Below are 16546 nucleotides of genomic sequence, written 5' to 3'. Positions count from 1 at the left end.
GGGGCGCAACTATTATCTGCGCAAAACCACGCTGCCCTGTCGGTTAGCAGGGCCTTGGCAGCTCGGCTATACAAGCGGCTGAGCTTAGATTAACCCTGTTACGAAGACGGCAATAACGCCAGCGGGCGCAACATAGCGCGCGATGACGTTCCATACGCTCTTGCCGGTCGCTGAAAGACCCAGTTCATCTTCCACGCTGCTGCGCTCCAGGCACCAAGCGGTGAATAGAATCGCACCCAGCCCCGTCAGCGGCAGCATGATTTTGCTGGTCAACGTATCCAGCAGGTCAAACACGCCCAGTCCAAACAGCACCGGTTCGCTCCACACGTTGAATGACAGCAGCGCCGCAATACCCAGTAACCAAGCGCCCACCCCGGCCACAACGGTAGCCATGACACGGCTTAGCGGCGTGCGTTCTTCAATGAATTCCACCACGGGCTCAAGCAGTGAAATGGCCGACGTTAATGCCGCAAACGTCAGCAGCAAGAAGAACATCAACCCCAAAATCGTTCCGCCTCCCATGTTGCCAAAAGCCAGCGGCAGGGTGACAAAAATCAGTCCAGGGCCCGAAGCGACATCCAAGCTATTAGCAAAGACGATCGGGAAGATGGCTAAACCAGCGCCTAACGCGATGACGGTATCCATGATGATGACCGTGCGGGCGGTTTGCAGCAGATCGATTTCTTTGCCCAGATAAGAGCCGTAAGCCATCATGATGCCCATACCCAGAGAGAGGGTGAAGAAGGCGTGACCCAAGGCGGCTAGCACGGTTTCTGCTGTGAGCTTGCTCCATTCCGGGTTGAACATATACGTCAATGCTTCGCCAAAGTGGCCGGTCGTCATGCCGTAACCGATCAGCACGACCAGCAGCAGTGCGAGGACTGGCATCAGAATGCGTACAGCGCCTTCAAGGCCTTTGGTAACGCCGCGGGCGACAATCCCAATGACCAGCAGCATAAACACGGAGTGGCCCAGCAGCAGCAACCCAGGGTTACTCAACATGCCATTAAATAGCGCGCCAATGCCATCGGCATCTTGACCGCTAAAAGCACCGCTCACCGAGTTGACGGTGTAGTAGAGCGACCAGCCGCCAATCACGCTATAAAACGACAAAATCAAGAAGGCCCCGACAATGCCACTGATGCCCACGATGGCCCAGGCTTTTGGCTTTTTAGCCGTGCGCGCCAGCTCTGACATCGTGCTGGCGGGGTTCTTCTGGCCGCGCCGCCCCAAAAGCCACTCAGAGACAAGAATGGGCAAGCCGATCAGCGCGATACAGAGCAAATACACAAATACGAAAGCAGCGCCGCCGCTTTCACCCACCATATACGGAAATTTCCAGATATTACCTAGACCCACCGCTGAACCAGCGGCGGCCAGCACAAAGGTCATTCGCGATGACCACTGCGCATGCGCAAGCTTCGCCATACATCACCCATTAAGTCGATTGTTGTGTAAGTTACTGCGTGCTGGGCACGCTAGTTTTCGGAAAATTGAGTTATTGCCAGCGTACTTTTCCGAAAGTAAGCGCAATTTATCTGATCGACCGCAAGCATGCCAGTTAGCTGACCTAAAAAGGTGGGTTAAAACAGTTGGCTTTGCTTTTCACCTGCAAAGGGCCCAAGTGGGGGCAATGGCGTCACTTCTCCTAGTGCGTTATAGAGTAAGCGGGCCATGTGGGGAGACTCGCGGTTATCCGCAGTATGCACAAATAAGAAAGGGGTTTTCCCCTGATTTATCCACAGCTTTAGCCGCTCTTTCCAGGCGACGAAATAGTTGCTATTAATCGTTTTGTCAATATGGCCAATGAAACGAATGACAGGAAAATTTGCCGTTGAAAGCACGTGTAGCGGGAGTTTCGGCTTTTCTTGCTGGGCATGGGCCAAGCCCACATGGCCATTTGCCGGGGTTGAGAAGAGCGGGCGTACGTCGAGCATCACGCGATTGGCCGAATAAGTTATCAACAGGCGGTTAAGGGCTGTTTCAGCGGCTCCTTTGTGGAAAAAATCAGGGTGGCGAACCTCGACTGCGCAAGGCAAATGGGCAGGCCAAGCGGCGAGCAGCGCTTCAAGCTGGGGAAGCTCTTGGGGGCCGAAATCCCGTGGCAGTTGAACCATGGTGGGCCCAAGGCGGTCGTGCAGCGGTTCTAGCGCCGTCAAAAAAGCCCAGGCCTCCTCTAACCGGGTTAGCCGTTGATCGTGGGTGACGCTGGCAGGCAATTTAAAACAAAAGCGGAAGTGGGATGGTGCCTGACACGCCCAGGCAGCAATGGTTTCCGGCTTTGGGGTACCGCTATAAAAGGTAGTGTTGCCCTCAACGCTGGAAAACACCGCCGCGTAATCGCTTAACAGCTCAGTTTTGGCATGGCGTGGATAAAGGTTACCCAGCCAGTCTTGATTGGCCCACATAGGCAAGCCTAGATAAAGAGGAAGCGTCATGGGTGCCAGCCTACGTCAACAAGATCAAGCGCTAATGTAACAGGTTAAGCGCCCCGCCCGTTAAGCGTGCATGGCGGCTTCTATAGGGGCTTTGCATGGCTTTTATGTATAGCAAGGCGCGGAAAAAGTGAAATTGTTAAGACGCCGATAGCGCTACTATGTAGGTATAGCCCCTTTATGGGCAGGTATAGCCGTTTACAAACAGGATAGTGCCATGTGTTCAGCTTACGTTAGCAGTGATGAAATTCGCGACCAGTTTTCCCGCGCCATGTCGGCGATGTATCAGCAGGAGGTGCCGCAATATGGCACCTTGCTGTCGCTGGTTGAGGCGGTTAATCAAGAGGTACTCGCCGCTAATCCTGCACTTAACAGTGAATTAAAACAAAGCGATGAGCTGGCGCGTATCAACGTTGAACGCCACGGCGCTATTCGAGTGGGAAGCCCAGGCGAGCTTGCTATGTTGCGGCGAATGTTCTCGGTCATGGGGATGGAGCCGGTGGGGTATTACGACTTATCTACCGCAGGCGTGCCGGTTCACTCCACGGCATTTCGGCCGGTCGCGGATAGTGCCCTCAAGCGGAACCCCTTCCGCGTATTTACCTCGTTATTGCGCCTTGAACTGATCGAAAAAGCTGAACTAAGAGAACAGGCGAGTGAAATTTTAAGTGCCCGCGATATCTTCACTGCCAACGTGAAAACGCTGATTGAGCGTTTTGAGCAGCAGGGTGGCCTAAGCGCCGACGATGCCAAGCAGTTTGTGCAGGAAGCGTTGGAAACGTTCCGCTGGCACGACAACGCCACGGTCGACTTGGCCACCTATGAGCGTTTGCATGCCGAACACCGCTTAATTGCCGATGTGGTCTGCTTCCGCGGCCCGCACATTAACCACCTAACGCCGCGCACGCTGGATATTGATGAAGTGCAGCGGCGCATGCCCAGCGTTGGCATTGACCCCAAAGCGACGATTGAAGGCCCGCCTCGCCGAGACTGCCCAGTCCTGCTACGTCAAACCAGCTTCAAAGCACTGGAGGAGACGATTGCTTTCGCGGACGCTGCTGAGGGTAAACACACCGCCCGCTTTGGCGAAATCGAACAGCGCGGCATTGCATTAACGCGCAAGGGGCGCGAGCTATACGACCGCCTGCTGGCAGCTGCCAAAGAGAACTCGCCCACCTTAGCCAATAATGACACCCATCAAGCGCATTTATCTGAGGTGTTTAAAGCGTTTCCCGATAGCTATGAAACGCTGCGTCGCGAAGGATTAGCGTTTTTCCACTATCAGGCGGTTCAGGGTGCATCTGTGCAAGGAGAAGTTTCAGTTGAGCAACTGGAGAGCTTGATCGAACAAGGCGCCCTCCGTGTGACCCCGATGATTTATGAAGACTTCTTACCCGTGAGCGCGGCCGGTATTTTTCAATCCAACCTGGGTGGAAACAGCCATGATCATTATGCAAGCAGCGCAAGTCAGCAGGCGTTTGAGCAGGCCTTAGGGAGAGCCGTTATCGATGAAATCGAGCTGTATGCCCAGCGCCAGGAAACATCGCTTGAACAGGCGCTGGCGCAGTTGGCGGGTTAAGTGATAGAACAGGCAGCTAGGTCAAGCTATCCACTAACCCATAAGGTTGAAGAGAGTTATGAGTCAAGGAAAGGTATTGGTATTACATGGCCCCAACTTAAATTTGCTGGGTAGCCGTCAGCCAGAAATATATGGGTACGAGACGTTAGACGACGTGAATAACACTTTGCGGGAGAAAGCGGTGATGGCCGACTGGGACATCACTTGTCTGCAGAGCAACCATGAAGGCGAATTGATTGACGCCATTCACGCTGCACGCCTGGATGGCACCCAAGCGATTATTATCAATCCCGCTGCCTACACGCATACCTCAGTGGCCATTCTTGATGCCCTCAATGCTTTTGATGGCAAAGTTATTGAGGTGCATTTGTCCAATGTTCACAAGCGCGAAGCCTTTCGCCATCACTCCTATGTCTCGCTGCGTGCCGATGGCGTCATTGCTGGCCTCGGGGTTCAAGGCTATCGAGCCGCGCTAGAGGCGGTGATGGTGGGGGCTAGTTAATATGCGCTCTTACCTGGGCCACTTTGTTTTGTAAAACAGGCAAGTAAACATTAATCAACGTATCAAGATCGACCCGAGCAGCGTTAGTGCTGATATTGATTGCGCCCATTAAATGCTGCTTGGCGTCATAGACAGGAACGGCAATGGAGCGCAAGCCGGAGTCAAGCTCTTGATCAGAAATGGCATAGCCCTGCTGCCGCGCTTTTATTATCTGGTTTCGTAGCTCACTAACATCTGTCACCGTTTTGTCGGTGTAAGACTCTAGAGCAACCGAAGAAAGAAAGTGATCAAGGTCGGTATCGCTGAGCTGAGCGAGCAACATGCGCCCCATGGAAGTATGAGCTGCTGGCAGCCGAGTGCCTACTGAAAGCGTAATTGCCATCAAGCGATGCTTTGCTGCCGAGCGGGCTACGTAGATAACATCATTGCCATCAAGTACACCAAGCGAGGAGGACTCCCCGGTTTCAGCGGTAATGTCTTCGAGATGTTGCTGAATAACATCTCGGTAATTATTAGCCGATAAAAAGGCATAGCCGAGTTGAAGCACGCGGGGTGCCAGTTCGAAGTAGCGTTGCTGTTTGCGCACATACCCCAGGGCATGCAGGGTGAGTAAGAAGCGCCTGGCTTTTGCTCTATTCATTCCCGTGCGCGCGGCGACTTCGCTTAGTGTCATGCGGGGGTGCTCATGATCGAATGCCTGGATGACTTCCAGACCACTAGCAAGGGCCGTTACAAAGTCGCGGCTATCTTCACTCAGCATTTTTTCCTGCATTTTTACTATCCATTGTGCTAAAACCGGGGATAAAAGATTAACGTAAAAAAGTTCGCAGTGCGAACGTGGCTCCCTCTTTCAGCGGTCAATCCCGCTTCTTACTACTAAAGTTGTGTTTTTTAAAAGGTTAGCAACAACGTAATCTCAAGCTAGATGATACGAATACGTGTATGCCTTACGAACAATAGTTAAGTATAAATAATTACTTAGCAACGCACAGGAAGATAACAATGAATAAACTCCTTAGCGCATCATGTCTGGCTGCCTTCGGTAGCGCTCTAGCACTGGGCCTAGCGGTTTCCTCCGCCAGCGCCAATGAGTGGCCCACCGACGATATTCGTCTTGTCGTACCCTACGCTCCAGGTGGCACCACGGATGTGTTGTCCCGCCGCGTCGCGGATCTTCTTCAGCAAGAGCTTGATGCTAACGTGGTTGTGGAGAATCGTCCGGGGGCGGGCTCTACGGTGGGCACCGGTCGTCTCGCCCGCGGTGGGCGTGATGCCGACCACACCATTTTAATGGCATCACCCGGTCACACCATCGGCGCGGCCATTTACCCTGATCTTAGCTACGATCCAGTCGAAGATTTTGTCTTCCTGCAAAACATGATCGATATCCCCAATGTCATGGTGGTGCCCGCCGACAGCCCTTATGAAAGTGTTATCGAGTTCGTTGAAGCGGCTAAAGAAGAGAACATGACCTTCAGCCACAGCGGCGTGGGCAGCTCGATTCATATGTCCGGCGAGTTATTCAAGACGTTGACTGAGACCAATATGACGGCAGTGCCGTTTGCCGGCAGCGGTGCGGCGCTTCCTGCGCTATTGGGCGGCGATGTAGACGTCTCCTTCGAGAACATGCCGACCGTCCTTTCGCATATTCGCTCGGGTGACCTGCGCGCTCTGGCGGTGACTTCCGCTGAGCGGTCAGAGTATTTGCCGGATGTGCCCACTCTGACGGAAGTGGGCGAGTATAACCTTGATCAGTTCGTCACCACGGCATGGTTTGGCCTGGTGGCACACAGCTCTTTCCCGGAAGAAGCGCAAACCGTTATGCGGGATGCCCTGGCTAAGGTGATGGAGCGTGAAGAGTTTGTGGACTTTGCTGATCAACTGGGCGCCGAACCGGGCCAGGTGTCTGGCGAAGAGTTCAAGCAGTTTATCGCCGATGAAGTCGAACGTTGGCAGGGCGTTGCACAGCAGGCCGGTATTAGCCAGTAACTAGCTACTCTTCCGTTATAACAGAGAGGCGAGGGCCGCTACCCTCGCCTCTCTTGTTGCCCAGGAGAAGGCCGCGATGACACCCTCGGGTTCCAAGCGCAGAGTGAAAATAAAAGATACCAGCGACCTCATCACCGGCATTGTATTGCTGGGGTTTGCCATAGTGTTGGTCTTTTATCTGGTACCCAACTATATAAACGAACCGCCGATCCTACAAAACCCAATGATGTCGCCGCGATGGCTGCCGGCGATCATCGGCTGGCTGATTCTGCTGTTTTCGATTCTACTCATTCTTCAGGCCTTCATTGTGGAAGGAAAGCCCGAGGAGGATGAGCGGGCGATTGAGAAAGGCTCCACTCGGCGTTTCGTGCTAATGGTGCTATCGCTGGTGATATATGTTGCCTTGTTTGAGGTAATGGGCGCCGTGTTCTGCGGTATTTTGGCAACCTTAGTTCTTTTCGTAGCGCATCCGGTTCGCACCTGGTGGGTATATAGCCTGGCATTTCTGTTTCCAGTTGTGGTGGCGCTCTTATTTGTAGAAGTAATGAACGTACCACTACCGATAATGCCGCTCGGTTTCTGATTTGCTACTTACTTTTCTGGGTGCCCTATGGAAAATTTTTCGGAAGTCATAGAGATATTCTTCAGCCTGGATAACTTTCTGGCCATAGCCGCAGGCGTGGTTATCGGCGTGGTTGTTGGTTCTATCCCCGGTTTAACCGCCACCATGGCGGTGGCATTGGCACTTCCCTTTACCTTCTCTATGCAGCCGGTTGCCGCTATCCTGCTGCTGGTAGGTATCTATAAAGGGGGGATGTACGGTGGCTCGATTACCGCCATTCTCATCAGAACCCCAGGCTCCCCCGCCTCGGCCTGTACGTTGTTAGACGGCTACCCGATGGCCCAACAGGGGCATGCAAAAAAAGCGCTTAAGGCCGCGCTCTATTCGTCGGTGATTGCCGATTTTATCTCCAACATAGCGTTGATCTTTTTTGCCGCCTACTTGGCTAAAATTGCGCTGAACTTCGGGGCACCCGAATTTTTCTGGCTGATCTGTTTTTCGCTCACCATTATCATCTCGCTAGCCAGCGGCTCTATGATCAAGGGCTTGATGGCAGCGCTGTTGGGCATTTTGTTGTCCATGGTAGGGCTGGATGAGGTCTTCGGTTCCCAGCGGCTTACCTTCGATAGCTACAACTTGATGGACAGCATCTCTTTTATCCCTCTGTTGATTGGCCTGTTTGCTATTCCAGAAATTATCGAGTTTTATCGTAAGAAAGCGATTCCTCATATTAAGGCGAAGGCAAGTGGTTCCGGTTTGGCCTTCTCTGAGCTCAAGCGTTGTATGAAAAGCATTGTGCGAGGCAGCTTAATTGGCGTCATTATTGGCGCTATCCCCGGCACCGGCGCGACGGCGGCGGCATTCATCTCCTACAGCGATGCGCGTCGGCGCTCTCCCAACAGAGCAAATTTCGGCAAGGGCGAGGTAGAAGGGGTGGCAGCGGCTGAGGCCGGTAACAATGGCGTTGCCGGGGCGACGTTAATTCCGCTGTTATCGCTAGGTATTCCTGGGGACGTCATCACCGCCATTATCCTGGGAGCTTTTATGGTGCATGGGTTAACGCCTGGCCCGCTTATGTTCCAGGAAAATCTGTCGCTGATCTATGCACTGTTCCTGGGGATTATGTGCAGCTCGGTCATCCTGCTGGTGGTGGGTAACGTTGCCATCAAGTACTTCTCGTTAATTGCCGATATCCCCAAGTCCATTCTCTTTCCTATCGTCTTGATGTTCTGCGTCTACGGCGCTTATGCGGTCAATAACGCCACGTTCGACGTGTGGCTGATGCTGGCGTTTGGAGTGTTGGGATATATCTTCAATCGTGCCGCCATACCGGCGGCGCCGTTTCTGATTGGCTTCATTCTGGGGCCGATGTTCGAAGACAACCTGCGTCGTTCTCTGCTCATCGGCTCCAATGACCTATCGATCTTCGTACGTGGGCCGATTACCTGGGCCTTCATCGCGCTGACCGTGGGTTCCATCGGCCTGGCCGTTTATCGCTTTGCCGCCTCCCGACGTGGCGCGCGGAATAGCACTGACGAGTCACGCCAAAGCTGAGTTAACCGACCGTCACTCCGCCGCAGACAAACAGCGTCTGGCCGGTAATAAAGCTGCTACGCTCGTCGCAAAAGAAACTGACAGCCTGGGCCACGTCTTCAGGTTGTCCCATTCGGCTTAGCGGAATGTTATCGATGATGCGGCGAGCGCGCTCGGAATCGGGCGGATTGTTTTGCCAGAAGGCACTAGTGGCGATAGGGCCGGGTGCCACGCAATTGACCGTAATACCGTGCTCCGCCAGCTCCAACGCCCAGGTGCGGGCCATGGATTGCAGTGCTCCCTTTGTCGCGCTGTAAATAGTGCGCGCCTCTTTACCGAGCACCACACGACTGGCATTCATGACGATACGACCCATGCCCTGTGCCTTGATAGTGGGCAGTAGCGCTTGAGTGCAGACCAGCGCCGAGCGCACGTTCAGATGCATGAGCTTATCGAAGTCCTCAAGCCGTGCCTCTTCAAGCAGCGCTGGCGCCACAATACCCACATTATTGATCAGCCGAGACACCGCATATCGTTCGGCGATTTCCTCCATCACCCGGCGAGTAGCGTTGGCGTCGGCAAGGTCGACTTGGTAGGCGTCTTCTTGTAAAGAGCCGGCCTCCGGCGCGACGATATCCGCCACAATAACGCGATAGCCATCCTGTTGAAGTCGTAAAGCAATGGCTTGGCCAATGTTTCTAGCCCCGCCGGTAACCACGGCGCAGGGCTGTTGTGACGTTTTGTCTTGATCAGAATGTTGACCCATTTTTATTGTCCTTTTATACGTTAAATATTTGTTTATTAGAGTTTTAAAACGCTAGCATTCCTGAAAGTGACATCAGCCCGATGATCAGGCTAAGCGTAAAGAACGAAGCGACTGTCGCCACCAGCATCGCCGCAGCGCTTACGCCGCCTAAACCATAGCGTTGGCCAAAAAGTGGGTAAATGCTGATCATCGGTGCGGCAGCAAATAGCAACGCACCGGCCATATAAAGCGGATCAATGCCTGGAACAAAATAGAAGGCGATGAAGATGAGCAGGGGGTGAATAATCAGTTTGCCGATGACAATTTGACCTACGTCGCTCGCCATACCTTTAACCTGTAGGCCAAACAGCGCGCCGCCGATCACAAACAGCGCCGCTGGGCCCGCTGCTTCGGCCAGCATATCAATGGCTTTAAACAGTGGCGCGGGAATACTGACGCCGGTAACGGCCAGACAAATGCCGATCAGCAAGCCTACCAGCACCGGGTTTTTGATAAGGCTAAGCAACGTCTTTTTAACCGTTATCCATGTGCTGGAACCTTGATGGCTGCCCATTTCGGCCAGAATCAGCGCTGCGGGAATGATAATCAGTGTCTCAATAACCATATTGAGTGCCATAAGCACCGCCGCAGGTGAGCCGATGACCATCGCTGCCACGGGGTACCCGACAAAACCGCTGTTGGAAGCTGACATGCCTAGTGCCTGCATAGCACTGGCGTTGAGTGGTTGGCGCTGTAGTTTTAAGCAGAGCAGTAACCCCGCAGCGAAAACGGCGATAGAGCCCAGCCCGTAAGCCACCAGATAGTTGAGCTTGAAAACCTCTTCGAGAGGTTGCTGGGTGAGCGCGCGAATTACGAGCGCGGGCAGCGCGCAGTAGAGCACAAAGACGCCCACCCCCTGCATCTGATCGCGCTGGATAATGCCGCTCCATCTCGCTATATATCCCAAGCCAATAAGTAGGAATATGGGCGTGGTAATCCCAAGTATAGCTAGCATAGCGGCCCCTTAGCGCATGAAGGCAAATAGTTAAGTTCGAATAACGAATAATTGTACGCTATTTATCTGGCGCTTCATGGCATAGAGTGAGCAGAAGGCGTGACAAGTTGCTCGATATAATGAGCACGCGGTGGTATTACGAGCAGATCGATCTGTTTTAGAGATGATGCCGACGCAGTTGATGTCTTCAGCCCGCAGAATATCAGTGTTTAACATCATCATCTTGAGTGCTATCGCCAATTTCCGCTTCCAGACGCTGCTGTGCAGTGACGCGCACAAAGGCATTCGGCGCGCCGAGCCCTTGATAACCTTCACGCTGCACCAGCTCAAAGAAGAACGCCTGGCGGCCGGGCTGGGTATACAGCTGATGGAAGTCACCTTCGCCATCCTGATCAAAAAGGATGTGGTGCGCTTGCATCCATTGCAGGGTTTGCGCCGGTAGGTCGAAGCGCGCGGCCAGGTCGCGGTAGTAATTGCCGGGAATCGGCAGTACCGGCGTGCCCGCCTGCTGGAGTGCTGCACTGGTGTCGCGCATGGCGCTGGTGCGCAGGGCGACGTGGTGAATCCCCGAGCCGCCGTACTGGCGCACGAAGCGGTTGCTGGCGGTATCCGGCGAGGCGCTGGCGTTAAGCGCCAGGCGAAAGCGACCGTTGTAGTTCTGTAGCACTTGGCTCTGGATCAGCCCGCGGGGGTCGGTGACATCGAAGGAGGGCGTTGGCGCCAGTTGGAAAATAGCGCGGTACTGCAGCATCAGCGAGAGGTAGTCGTGGTAGGAGAGCGCCACGCTGATATGGTCGATATCCACCAGCGCCCCCTGAGGAGCCGGCTGTACATCCACAGGGAACTCGCGATCCCAGGTGCGGCTTAGCTGTGAGTCATCAATAATATAGGAGAGGCTGCCATCCACATTGCGCAGGGCGCTCATGCGGTGGCTGGCACCCACCTCTTCGGGTTCAACGATATCGTAGCCAAGTTTGTCGGCACGTTTAAACGCCTCATAGGCATTTGCCACGCGCAGGCCAATCGCCGTTACTGCGGTGGCATCGCGTCCTGGCGTGCGGCCGGTAAAGCTTGATTCGGCATTGAGTACCAGATTGACGTCACCTGCCGCCCAGCGCTCGGCGTTAAGCGTGTGGTGGCGCCCCACGCAGGCCATGCCCAACGCGCTGAGCAGCTCGCGCAGCGAGGCTAAATCGTCAGGCTCAACGGCGATTTCCAGAAAGGCGACCGACTCGATCGGCTGCGGTGAGGGAATACCGCTGTCGCCCTGCATGCTGAGCAGCAGGTTGTAGGAACGCAGCCCGTCCCGGGCCGTCTGGTCGCTGTGACCCATGCGAAAGACATCGTTAAAGATCTCGTGGGAGAGCGGGCCGTCGTAACGGGTCTCATCCAGCATGGCCATGAACTTATCCATCTGCAGCTCGCCCTGGCCGGGGAAGCAGCGGTAGTGACGACTCCACGACAGGTGATCCATAGAGAGGCGCGGCGCATCGGCGGTCTGTACCAGAAAGATGCGATCCCCCGGAATGCGGCCAATGGTGCCTAGCTCGGTCTGGCGGGAGAAAATATGGAAAGTGTCCAGCACCAGGCCGACATTGGGGTGGGCGGCACGGCGCACCACTTCCCAGCTGTCGCGGTAGTCGTGAATATGGCGGCCCCAGGCCAGCGCCTCATAGGCCACGCGCAGATTGCGCCGCGCGGCACGCTCGCCGAGCTCATAGTAGTCATCGGCGGCACGGCTCAATCCCGGTAGCGAATCAGGGTGGACGGTACTGCACGCCATAAGCAGATCCGTGCCCAGCTCCTCCATCAGATCAAACTTGTGCTCGGCGCGGTCAAAGGCCCGCTCACGTGCGCGGCCCTGGAGACCTTCAAAATCGCGAAACGGCTGGAGCGTCACCAGCTTAAGGCCGCGGGAGCGAATCAGCTCACCCGCTTCCCGTGGGGTGCCGGTGAAGGCGGTTAAGTCGTTTTCAAATAGCTCAAGCCCCTCAAAGCCTGCCTGAGCAATGGCGTCTACCTTCTCTTCCAGTGAGCCGCTTAGGCAAACCGTGGCAATGGATGAGTACATGGACGTGTGCTCCTTGGTATCGAACAGTCAGTAACCCGTCAGCAAGGCGACCGACCGGTGTTGGCGGGGATAAAAAATCACTTGTACCTACCCCAACCCTTTGCTGTCTGTTTGGACGAACGGTGAAACGAACCGGTATGGTTCACGAGAAAACGAGTTGAACGCTCGAAGTGGCGACTGGTCTGCTGCCTTCGAATAAACAGGTTCTGACGAGTCAGGCTTGTCGGGCGATCGCTTTTCGATGCTGCAAGGCTTTCAGATAGATCTCTTGGGTTCGCATGATGTGCGCGTGTAGAACGCTTTCGAAGCTTGCGATATCGCTTTTCTTGAGGTGCTCGATCATGGCGTGATGCTCCTTGAAGCTTATATTTCTTAACTCGGTTTGCGGTGATGTGATGGACGTTCGCAGAGCCGAAATACGGTTGCTGATCAAGTTGAAGGCATCGAGCAGATATCGGTTGTCGCAGTGCTCGAAGAACATCTGGTGGTAGGCGCTATCGAGGCTGGAATACTCCTGAACATCGTCTTTATCAATAGATGACTGCATCTTCTGAGTGATCAACTGCAGAGATCTCACGAGTCTTATCGGGCTATTCGAAAAGCTGCGCTTCGCTGCCTGTAGTTCTACCATAAAGCGAAAGTCGCAAAGGTCCACAACGTCCGCGCTCGTTGGCTCGAATACGAAACTGCCGCGTTTGGGCTTAACGGTGACAAGCCCCAACGTTTGAAGTCGAGCCAGCGCGTCTCTTATAGGGGTCCGGCTGACTCCGAGTTTCGACGAAAGCGCCTCTTCAGGGATTTTTTCTCCCAGGACAAAATCCCCGTTGATGATGGCCGTGCGAAGTCGTTCGGCAACGATGTCCGTCAGGGACTGAACAGGCCCTATGCGAAATTTGTTTGTCATTAATTCGCCCTATCAACCGGTTACTGTCTTTTGTTTTCGAATCAGTCGTAGCAATACCGGCACAAACCATATGGAAAGCGTCAGGATGCCAAGCGTTGCGGCGATGGGGCGCGAGAAGAAGTCGAGCAGGTTGCCGTCACTCTTGATGAGCGAGGTAATCAGGTTGCTTTCGAGCATGGGACCCATCACCAGACCCAGTATGACCGGGGCGACAGGCAGGCCATTCTCTTCCATGAGGTAAGCTATCAATCCCAGCACCAGCATGATCACGATACCGGTGTAGGTATTGTCGATCGCATAGGAGCCAGCAATGGCAAAAATCAGGATGAAAGGCACTAGAATGCTCTTCTTTACCTGAAGAAGATGCCGAGAGGCAAATATGGCGATCAGGCCAAGTGGAATGATCAGCAGGTTGGCCACCAAAAAGGTAATGAAGACCGCGGTCACTTCGACCCCTTTCGTGATAAATACCAGCGGCCCCGGGTTGAGCCCCTTGGCGTAGAGCACCCCTATGACGATCGCGGTGATCGAATCTCCAGGAATACCGAACACCATGGCCGGTACATACGCACCGGATAGCGCAGAGTTGTTGGCAGAGCAGGCGTCTACCAGCCCTTCGTCGTGACCCGAGCCGTACTTTTCAGGTTGGCGAGACATCTTCTTGGAGACGGCGTAGGCAATCCAACTGCCGATATCGGAGCCCGCGCCGGGCAGAATGCCCACAATATTGCCGATCAACGAGCCCCGCAGGATGTTGACCTTGTAACGGAACAGGGTTTTGCCCAGGCCCGAAAACAGCGAACGAAAGGAAACGTGTGAAGGCGCCTTCTCTGTCGAATCCTTGTGGACGATGGTGCGAATGATCTCGGGGATGGCGAACATGCCGATCAGGGCTGGTACGAAGGCCACACCTGAAATGACAGCGTCGATACCGAACACGAAGCGTGGATAACCCGCCGTCGAGTCGAGACCGACCGTGGCGATCAAAAGCCCCACTCCCAGCGAGAGCAGACTCTTTAATACGGAGCCGGTACCCAGCATGACAGCCGCTGTCAGCCCGAGAAGCGCCAGCCAGAAATACTCGGTGGAAGTGAAGTTCAGAGAAACCAGCGCAAGCTTGGGTGCGGCGAAAATGAGCACCAGCGATCCGAAGACGCCGCCAAAAGCGGCACAGAAAACCGAGATACCCAGCGCCTGCCCTACCTTTCCTTTCACGGCGAGACCATTCATGTCGCTGACGTAAGCGGCCGAGGCGGCCGTTCCGGGAATTCGCAGCAGAGCGGTGGGTATATCGGAGGCGAATATCGCCATGGCCGCCGTCGTGACGATCGCGGCAATGGCGGGCACCGGATCCATAAAGAAGGTGATGGGTACCAGTATGGCCGTTGCCATGGTGGCGGAAAGCCCCGGAATGGCGCCCACGAAGAGTCCGAAAAGTGCACTGATCAGGATGACGCTGAGCGTGGTGTAGTTGAAAACTAAGGGCAGCGCTCCCACGATGTTGTCGGTCATGTCGTTATACCCTTAGATGAATGATCCGGCGGGAAGAGGCACATTGAGCTGTTGAGATAGCAGGTAATAAACCACGACGACGAAAACAGCGGCGCAGCCAAGAATCAGCGGTTGGCGGTAGCCTTCAAGCCACAATAGTGCCAGCGCCAGAATGATCCCACCGGGTACGAAGCCGATCTCTTCAATCCAAATCGCGAACACAAGACTTCCCAGAATCAGCAGTAAAAACCCCAGGACGCGCTTCTTTTTCAGCCAGCCCTGGTTGGTGACTAGTAAGGGAGTCGCTTTTCCCGCGAGCATGTACTTGGCGATCAATATCACGCCGCCGATCAGAAAACCGCAGCCGATAATCGTTGGAAAGGTGGAGGGGCCGACCATCTGCCCAGGCATGGCAGGAAAGGTACGTGCCTGGAAAACCGCCAACGCGCCAATGAGCATGAAGGCAATACCAATCACAATATCGTTGAATTTCATATGAGAAGACCTGAAGCAAATGGATACCTTGCAGGCAAGGTACCCATTTTCGCTATTCAACAATGCCCAGAGATTTCAGCGTTTCGCCGATTCTCTGATCCGAGCTCTGCATGAAATCCATGAACTCATCACCTTCCAGCCAAAGCGTTGCGTAGCCGCGATTGTTCATGAATTCCAGGTAGGTCGGGTCGTTCACTATGGCGCTCATATGTTCCTGTAGCGTGTCGATGATTTCTTCATCCACGTCGGCAGGCCCGACCAGTCCGCGCCAGGAACCAAACGACCACTCGTTGCCCGTCGCTTCTTCGAAGGTCGGCAGGTCAGGAGCGTTTGAGGAGCGCTCTGTATTCAGGATCACGAGTGGCTTGATGAGTCCCGCATCCATCAGTGCACGCGCTTCCGGCATCGACGCGGCCGCGAAATCCACGCCGCCGGCGGCGAGATCCTGAAGGCCCGGAGCCGCGCCTTCGGAAGGAACCCACGCCACTTTGTCCGCCGGGATATCTGATGCCAGCAGCATGCCGGCTTCTGCAATGTGATTGACGCCGCCCTGGGCCGAGCCGCTGGCCTTGAACTCGCGATGTCCGGATGAGCGAATCGCTTTCAGCAGATCGTCGATGCTGTCATAGCCGCTTCTGGACGAAACGAAAATGGCAACTGGGTCGGCATTGTAAAGCCCGATGGGCGAGTAATCCTGGTAGGTGATATCCGTGAGGCCCTGGTAATGCATGCCGCCTATTTCAAGGGTGGCGATTCCGATCGTATAGCCGTCAGGCGTGGCATTGGCGATGGCCGAATGGCCGATAACGCCCGAGCCGCCGGTACGGTTGACCACGGGAACGGGAACACCAAGGCTCTCTTCGAGCAGGGTGGAAATCATGCGCGCGGTTGCATCTGTGCCACCGCCGGCGCCCCAGGGAACAACCAGCGTGATGGGTTTATCAGGCCAGCTACTGGCGTGCAGAGGCGATGATGCAAGCAGCAGTAATGAGGCAATTCCAAGGGCTTTGTAGCCTTGGCTCTTCGTTGAATGAGTCATGAGGGTCTCGTATTGTTATCAAAAGCTTGTTGTATGTAACACATAACACTTCAATTTAAATGCCGGGTACCGTCAAGAAATAATACTCAAAAACGTATTATCAAAAAGTATAATAAATAAATAAGTTATTGATAATAAATAGTATTATTGTTTTATCACTATCCGTGCTTGAACACACAAGTGCAT

The 16546-nt window shown here is 54.4% G+C and carries 15 protein-coding genes; 5 read left to right on the top strand and 10 right to left on the bottom strand.

The window, feature by feature from the left end:
- Positions 1-84: 84 nt before the first annotated feature.
- Complete coding sequence (locus tag SR894_RS21960; protein ID WP_223288317.1) at positions 85-1428, bottom strand: sodium-dependent transporter; 1344 nt, start codon at positions 1426-1428, stop codon at positions 85-87.
- A 155-nt stretch (positions 1429-1583) separates the two neighbouring features.
- Entirely contained in the window at positions 1584-2438 is an 855-nt protein-coding gene (locus tag SR894_RS21955) for a DUF72 domain-containing protein (RefSeq protein WP_223288318.1), read from the bottom strand.
- Positions 2439-2652: 214 nt separating this feature from the next.
- Between SR894_RS21955 and hglS the strand changes: the two genes are divergently transcribed.
- Together hglS and aroQ are read left to right on the top strand one after the other, a co-directional pair.
- Positions 2653-4014, top strand: a complete 1362-nt coding sequence (hglS, locus tag SR894_RS21950; RefSeq protein WP_223288319.1) for a 2-oxoadipate dioxygenase/decarboxylase HglS — start codon at positions 2653-2655, stop codon at positions 4012-4014.
- A 58-nt stretch (positions 4015-4072) separates the two neighbouring features.
- Positions 4073-4516: a type II 3-dehydroquinate dehydratase gene (gene aroQ / locus SR894_RS21945; RefSeq protein WP_133732230.1), complete on the top strand. Its 444-nt coding sequence runs from the start codon at positions 4073-4075 to the stop codon at positions 4514-4516.
- Here aroQ and SR894_RS21940 read toward each other — a convergent pair.
- On the bottom strand, positions 4509-5288 hold the full coding sequence (locus SR894_RS21940) for an IclR family transcriptional regulator domain-containing protein (protein ID WP_223288320.1): 780 nt from the start codon (positions 5286-5288) through the stop codon (positions 4509-4511). The genes aroQ and SR894_RS21940 overlap by 8 nt on opposite strands.
- 230 nt (positions 5289-5518) lie before the next feature.
- Between SR894_RS21940 and SR894_RS21935 the strand changes: the two genes are divergently transcribed.
- The 3 genes from SR894_RS21935 to SR894_RS21925 all read left to right on the top strand — a co-directional run bounded on the left by SR894_RS21935 (position 5519) and on the right by SR894_RS21925 (position 8621).
- Positions 5519-6505 carry a Bug family tripartite tricarboxylate transporter substrate binding protein gene (locus tag SR894_RS21935; protein ID WP_133732228.1) on the top strand — a complete coding sequence of 329 codons (987 nt, stop codon included), beginning with the start codon at positions 5519-5521 and terminating at the stop codon, positions 6503-6505.
- A gap of 76 nt (positions 6506-6581) precedes the next feature.
- Positions 6582-7088, top strand: coding sequence for a tripartite tricarboxylate transporter TctB family protein (locus SR894_RS21930; RefSeq protein ID WP_133732227.1), 507 nt, complete (start codon positions 6582-6584; stop codon positions 7086-7088).
- A 27-nt stretch (positions 7089-7115) separates the two neighbouring features.
- The gene (locus SR894_RS21925) at positions 7116-8621 is read left to right on the top strand and encodes a tripartite tricarboxylate transporter permease (RefSeq protein WP_223288321.1); all 1506 of its coding nucleotides are present in this window, start codon (positions 7116-7118) and stop codon (positions 8619-8621) included.
- 1 nt (position 8622) lies between these two features.
- Here SR894_RS21925 and SR894_RS21920 read toward each other — a convergent pair whose 3' ends face one another.
- The 7 genes from SR894_RS21920 to SR894_RS21890 all read right to left on the bottom strand — a co-directional run bounded on the left by SR894_RS21920 (position 8623) and on the right by SR894_RS21890 (position 16360).
- Positions 8623-9366 carry an SDR family NAD(P)-dependent oxidoreductase gene (locus SR894_RS21920; protein ID WP_223288322.1) on the bottom strand — a complete coding sequence of 248 codons (744 nt, stop codon included), beginning with the start codon at positions 9364-9366 and terminating at the stop codon, positions 8623-8625.
- Between the two features lie 43 nt (positions 9367-9409).
- Complete coding sequence (locus SR894_RS21915; protein WP_223288323.1) at positions 9410-10360, bottom strand: AEC family transporter; 951 nt, start codon at positions 10358-10360, stop codon at positions 9410-9412.
- A gap of 202 nt (positions 10361-10562) precedes the next feature.
- Entirely contained in the window at positions 10563-12431 is a 1869-nt protein-coding gene (locus tag SR894_RS21910) for a bifunctional sugar phosphate isomerase/epimerase/4-hydroxyphenylpyruvate dioxygenase family protein (protein ID WP_223288324.1), read from the bottom strand.
- Between the two features lie 214 nt (positions 12432-12645).
- Positions 12646-13335 (bottom strand): GntR family transcriptional regulator, encoded by a 690-nt coding sequence (locus SR894_RS21905; protein WP_223288325.1) that lies wholly within the window; start codon positions 13333-13335, stop codon positions 12646-12648.
- A gap of 12 nt (positions 13336-13347) precedes the next feature.
- Entirely contained in the window at positions 13348-14847 is a 1500-nt protein-coding gene (locus SR894_RS21900) for a tripartite tricarboxylate transporter permease (RefSeq protein ID WP_223288326.1), read from the bottom strand.
- 12 nt (positions 14848-14859) lie between these two features.
- Positions 14860-15321 (bottom strand): tripartite tricarboxylate transporter TctB family protein, encoded by a 462-nt coding sequence (locus tag SR894_RS21895; RefSeq protein WP_223288327.1) that lies wholly within the window; start codon positions 15319-15321, stop codon positions 14860-14862.
- 52 nt (positions 15322-15373) lie between these two features.
- Entirely contained in the window at positions 15374-16360 is a 987-nt protein-coding gene (locus SR894_RS21890) for a tripartite tricarboxylate transporter substrate binding protein (RefSeq protein WP_223288328.1), read from the bottom strand.
- Between the last annotated feature and the right edge of the window lie 186 nt (positions 16361-16546).

The organism is Vreelandella neptunia, from assembly GCF_034479615.1.
Lineage (GTDB): Bacteria > Pseudomonadota > Gammaproteobacteria > Pseudomonadales > Halomonadaceae > Vreelandella > Vreelandella neptunia.
The sequence above is the reverse complement of the archived record's forward strand: the minus strand, read 5'-3'. Positions and strand labels throughout refer to the sequence as shown.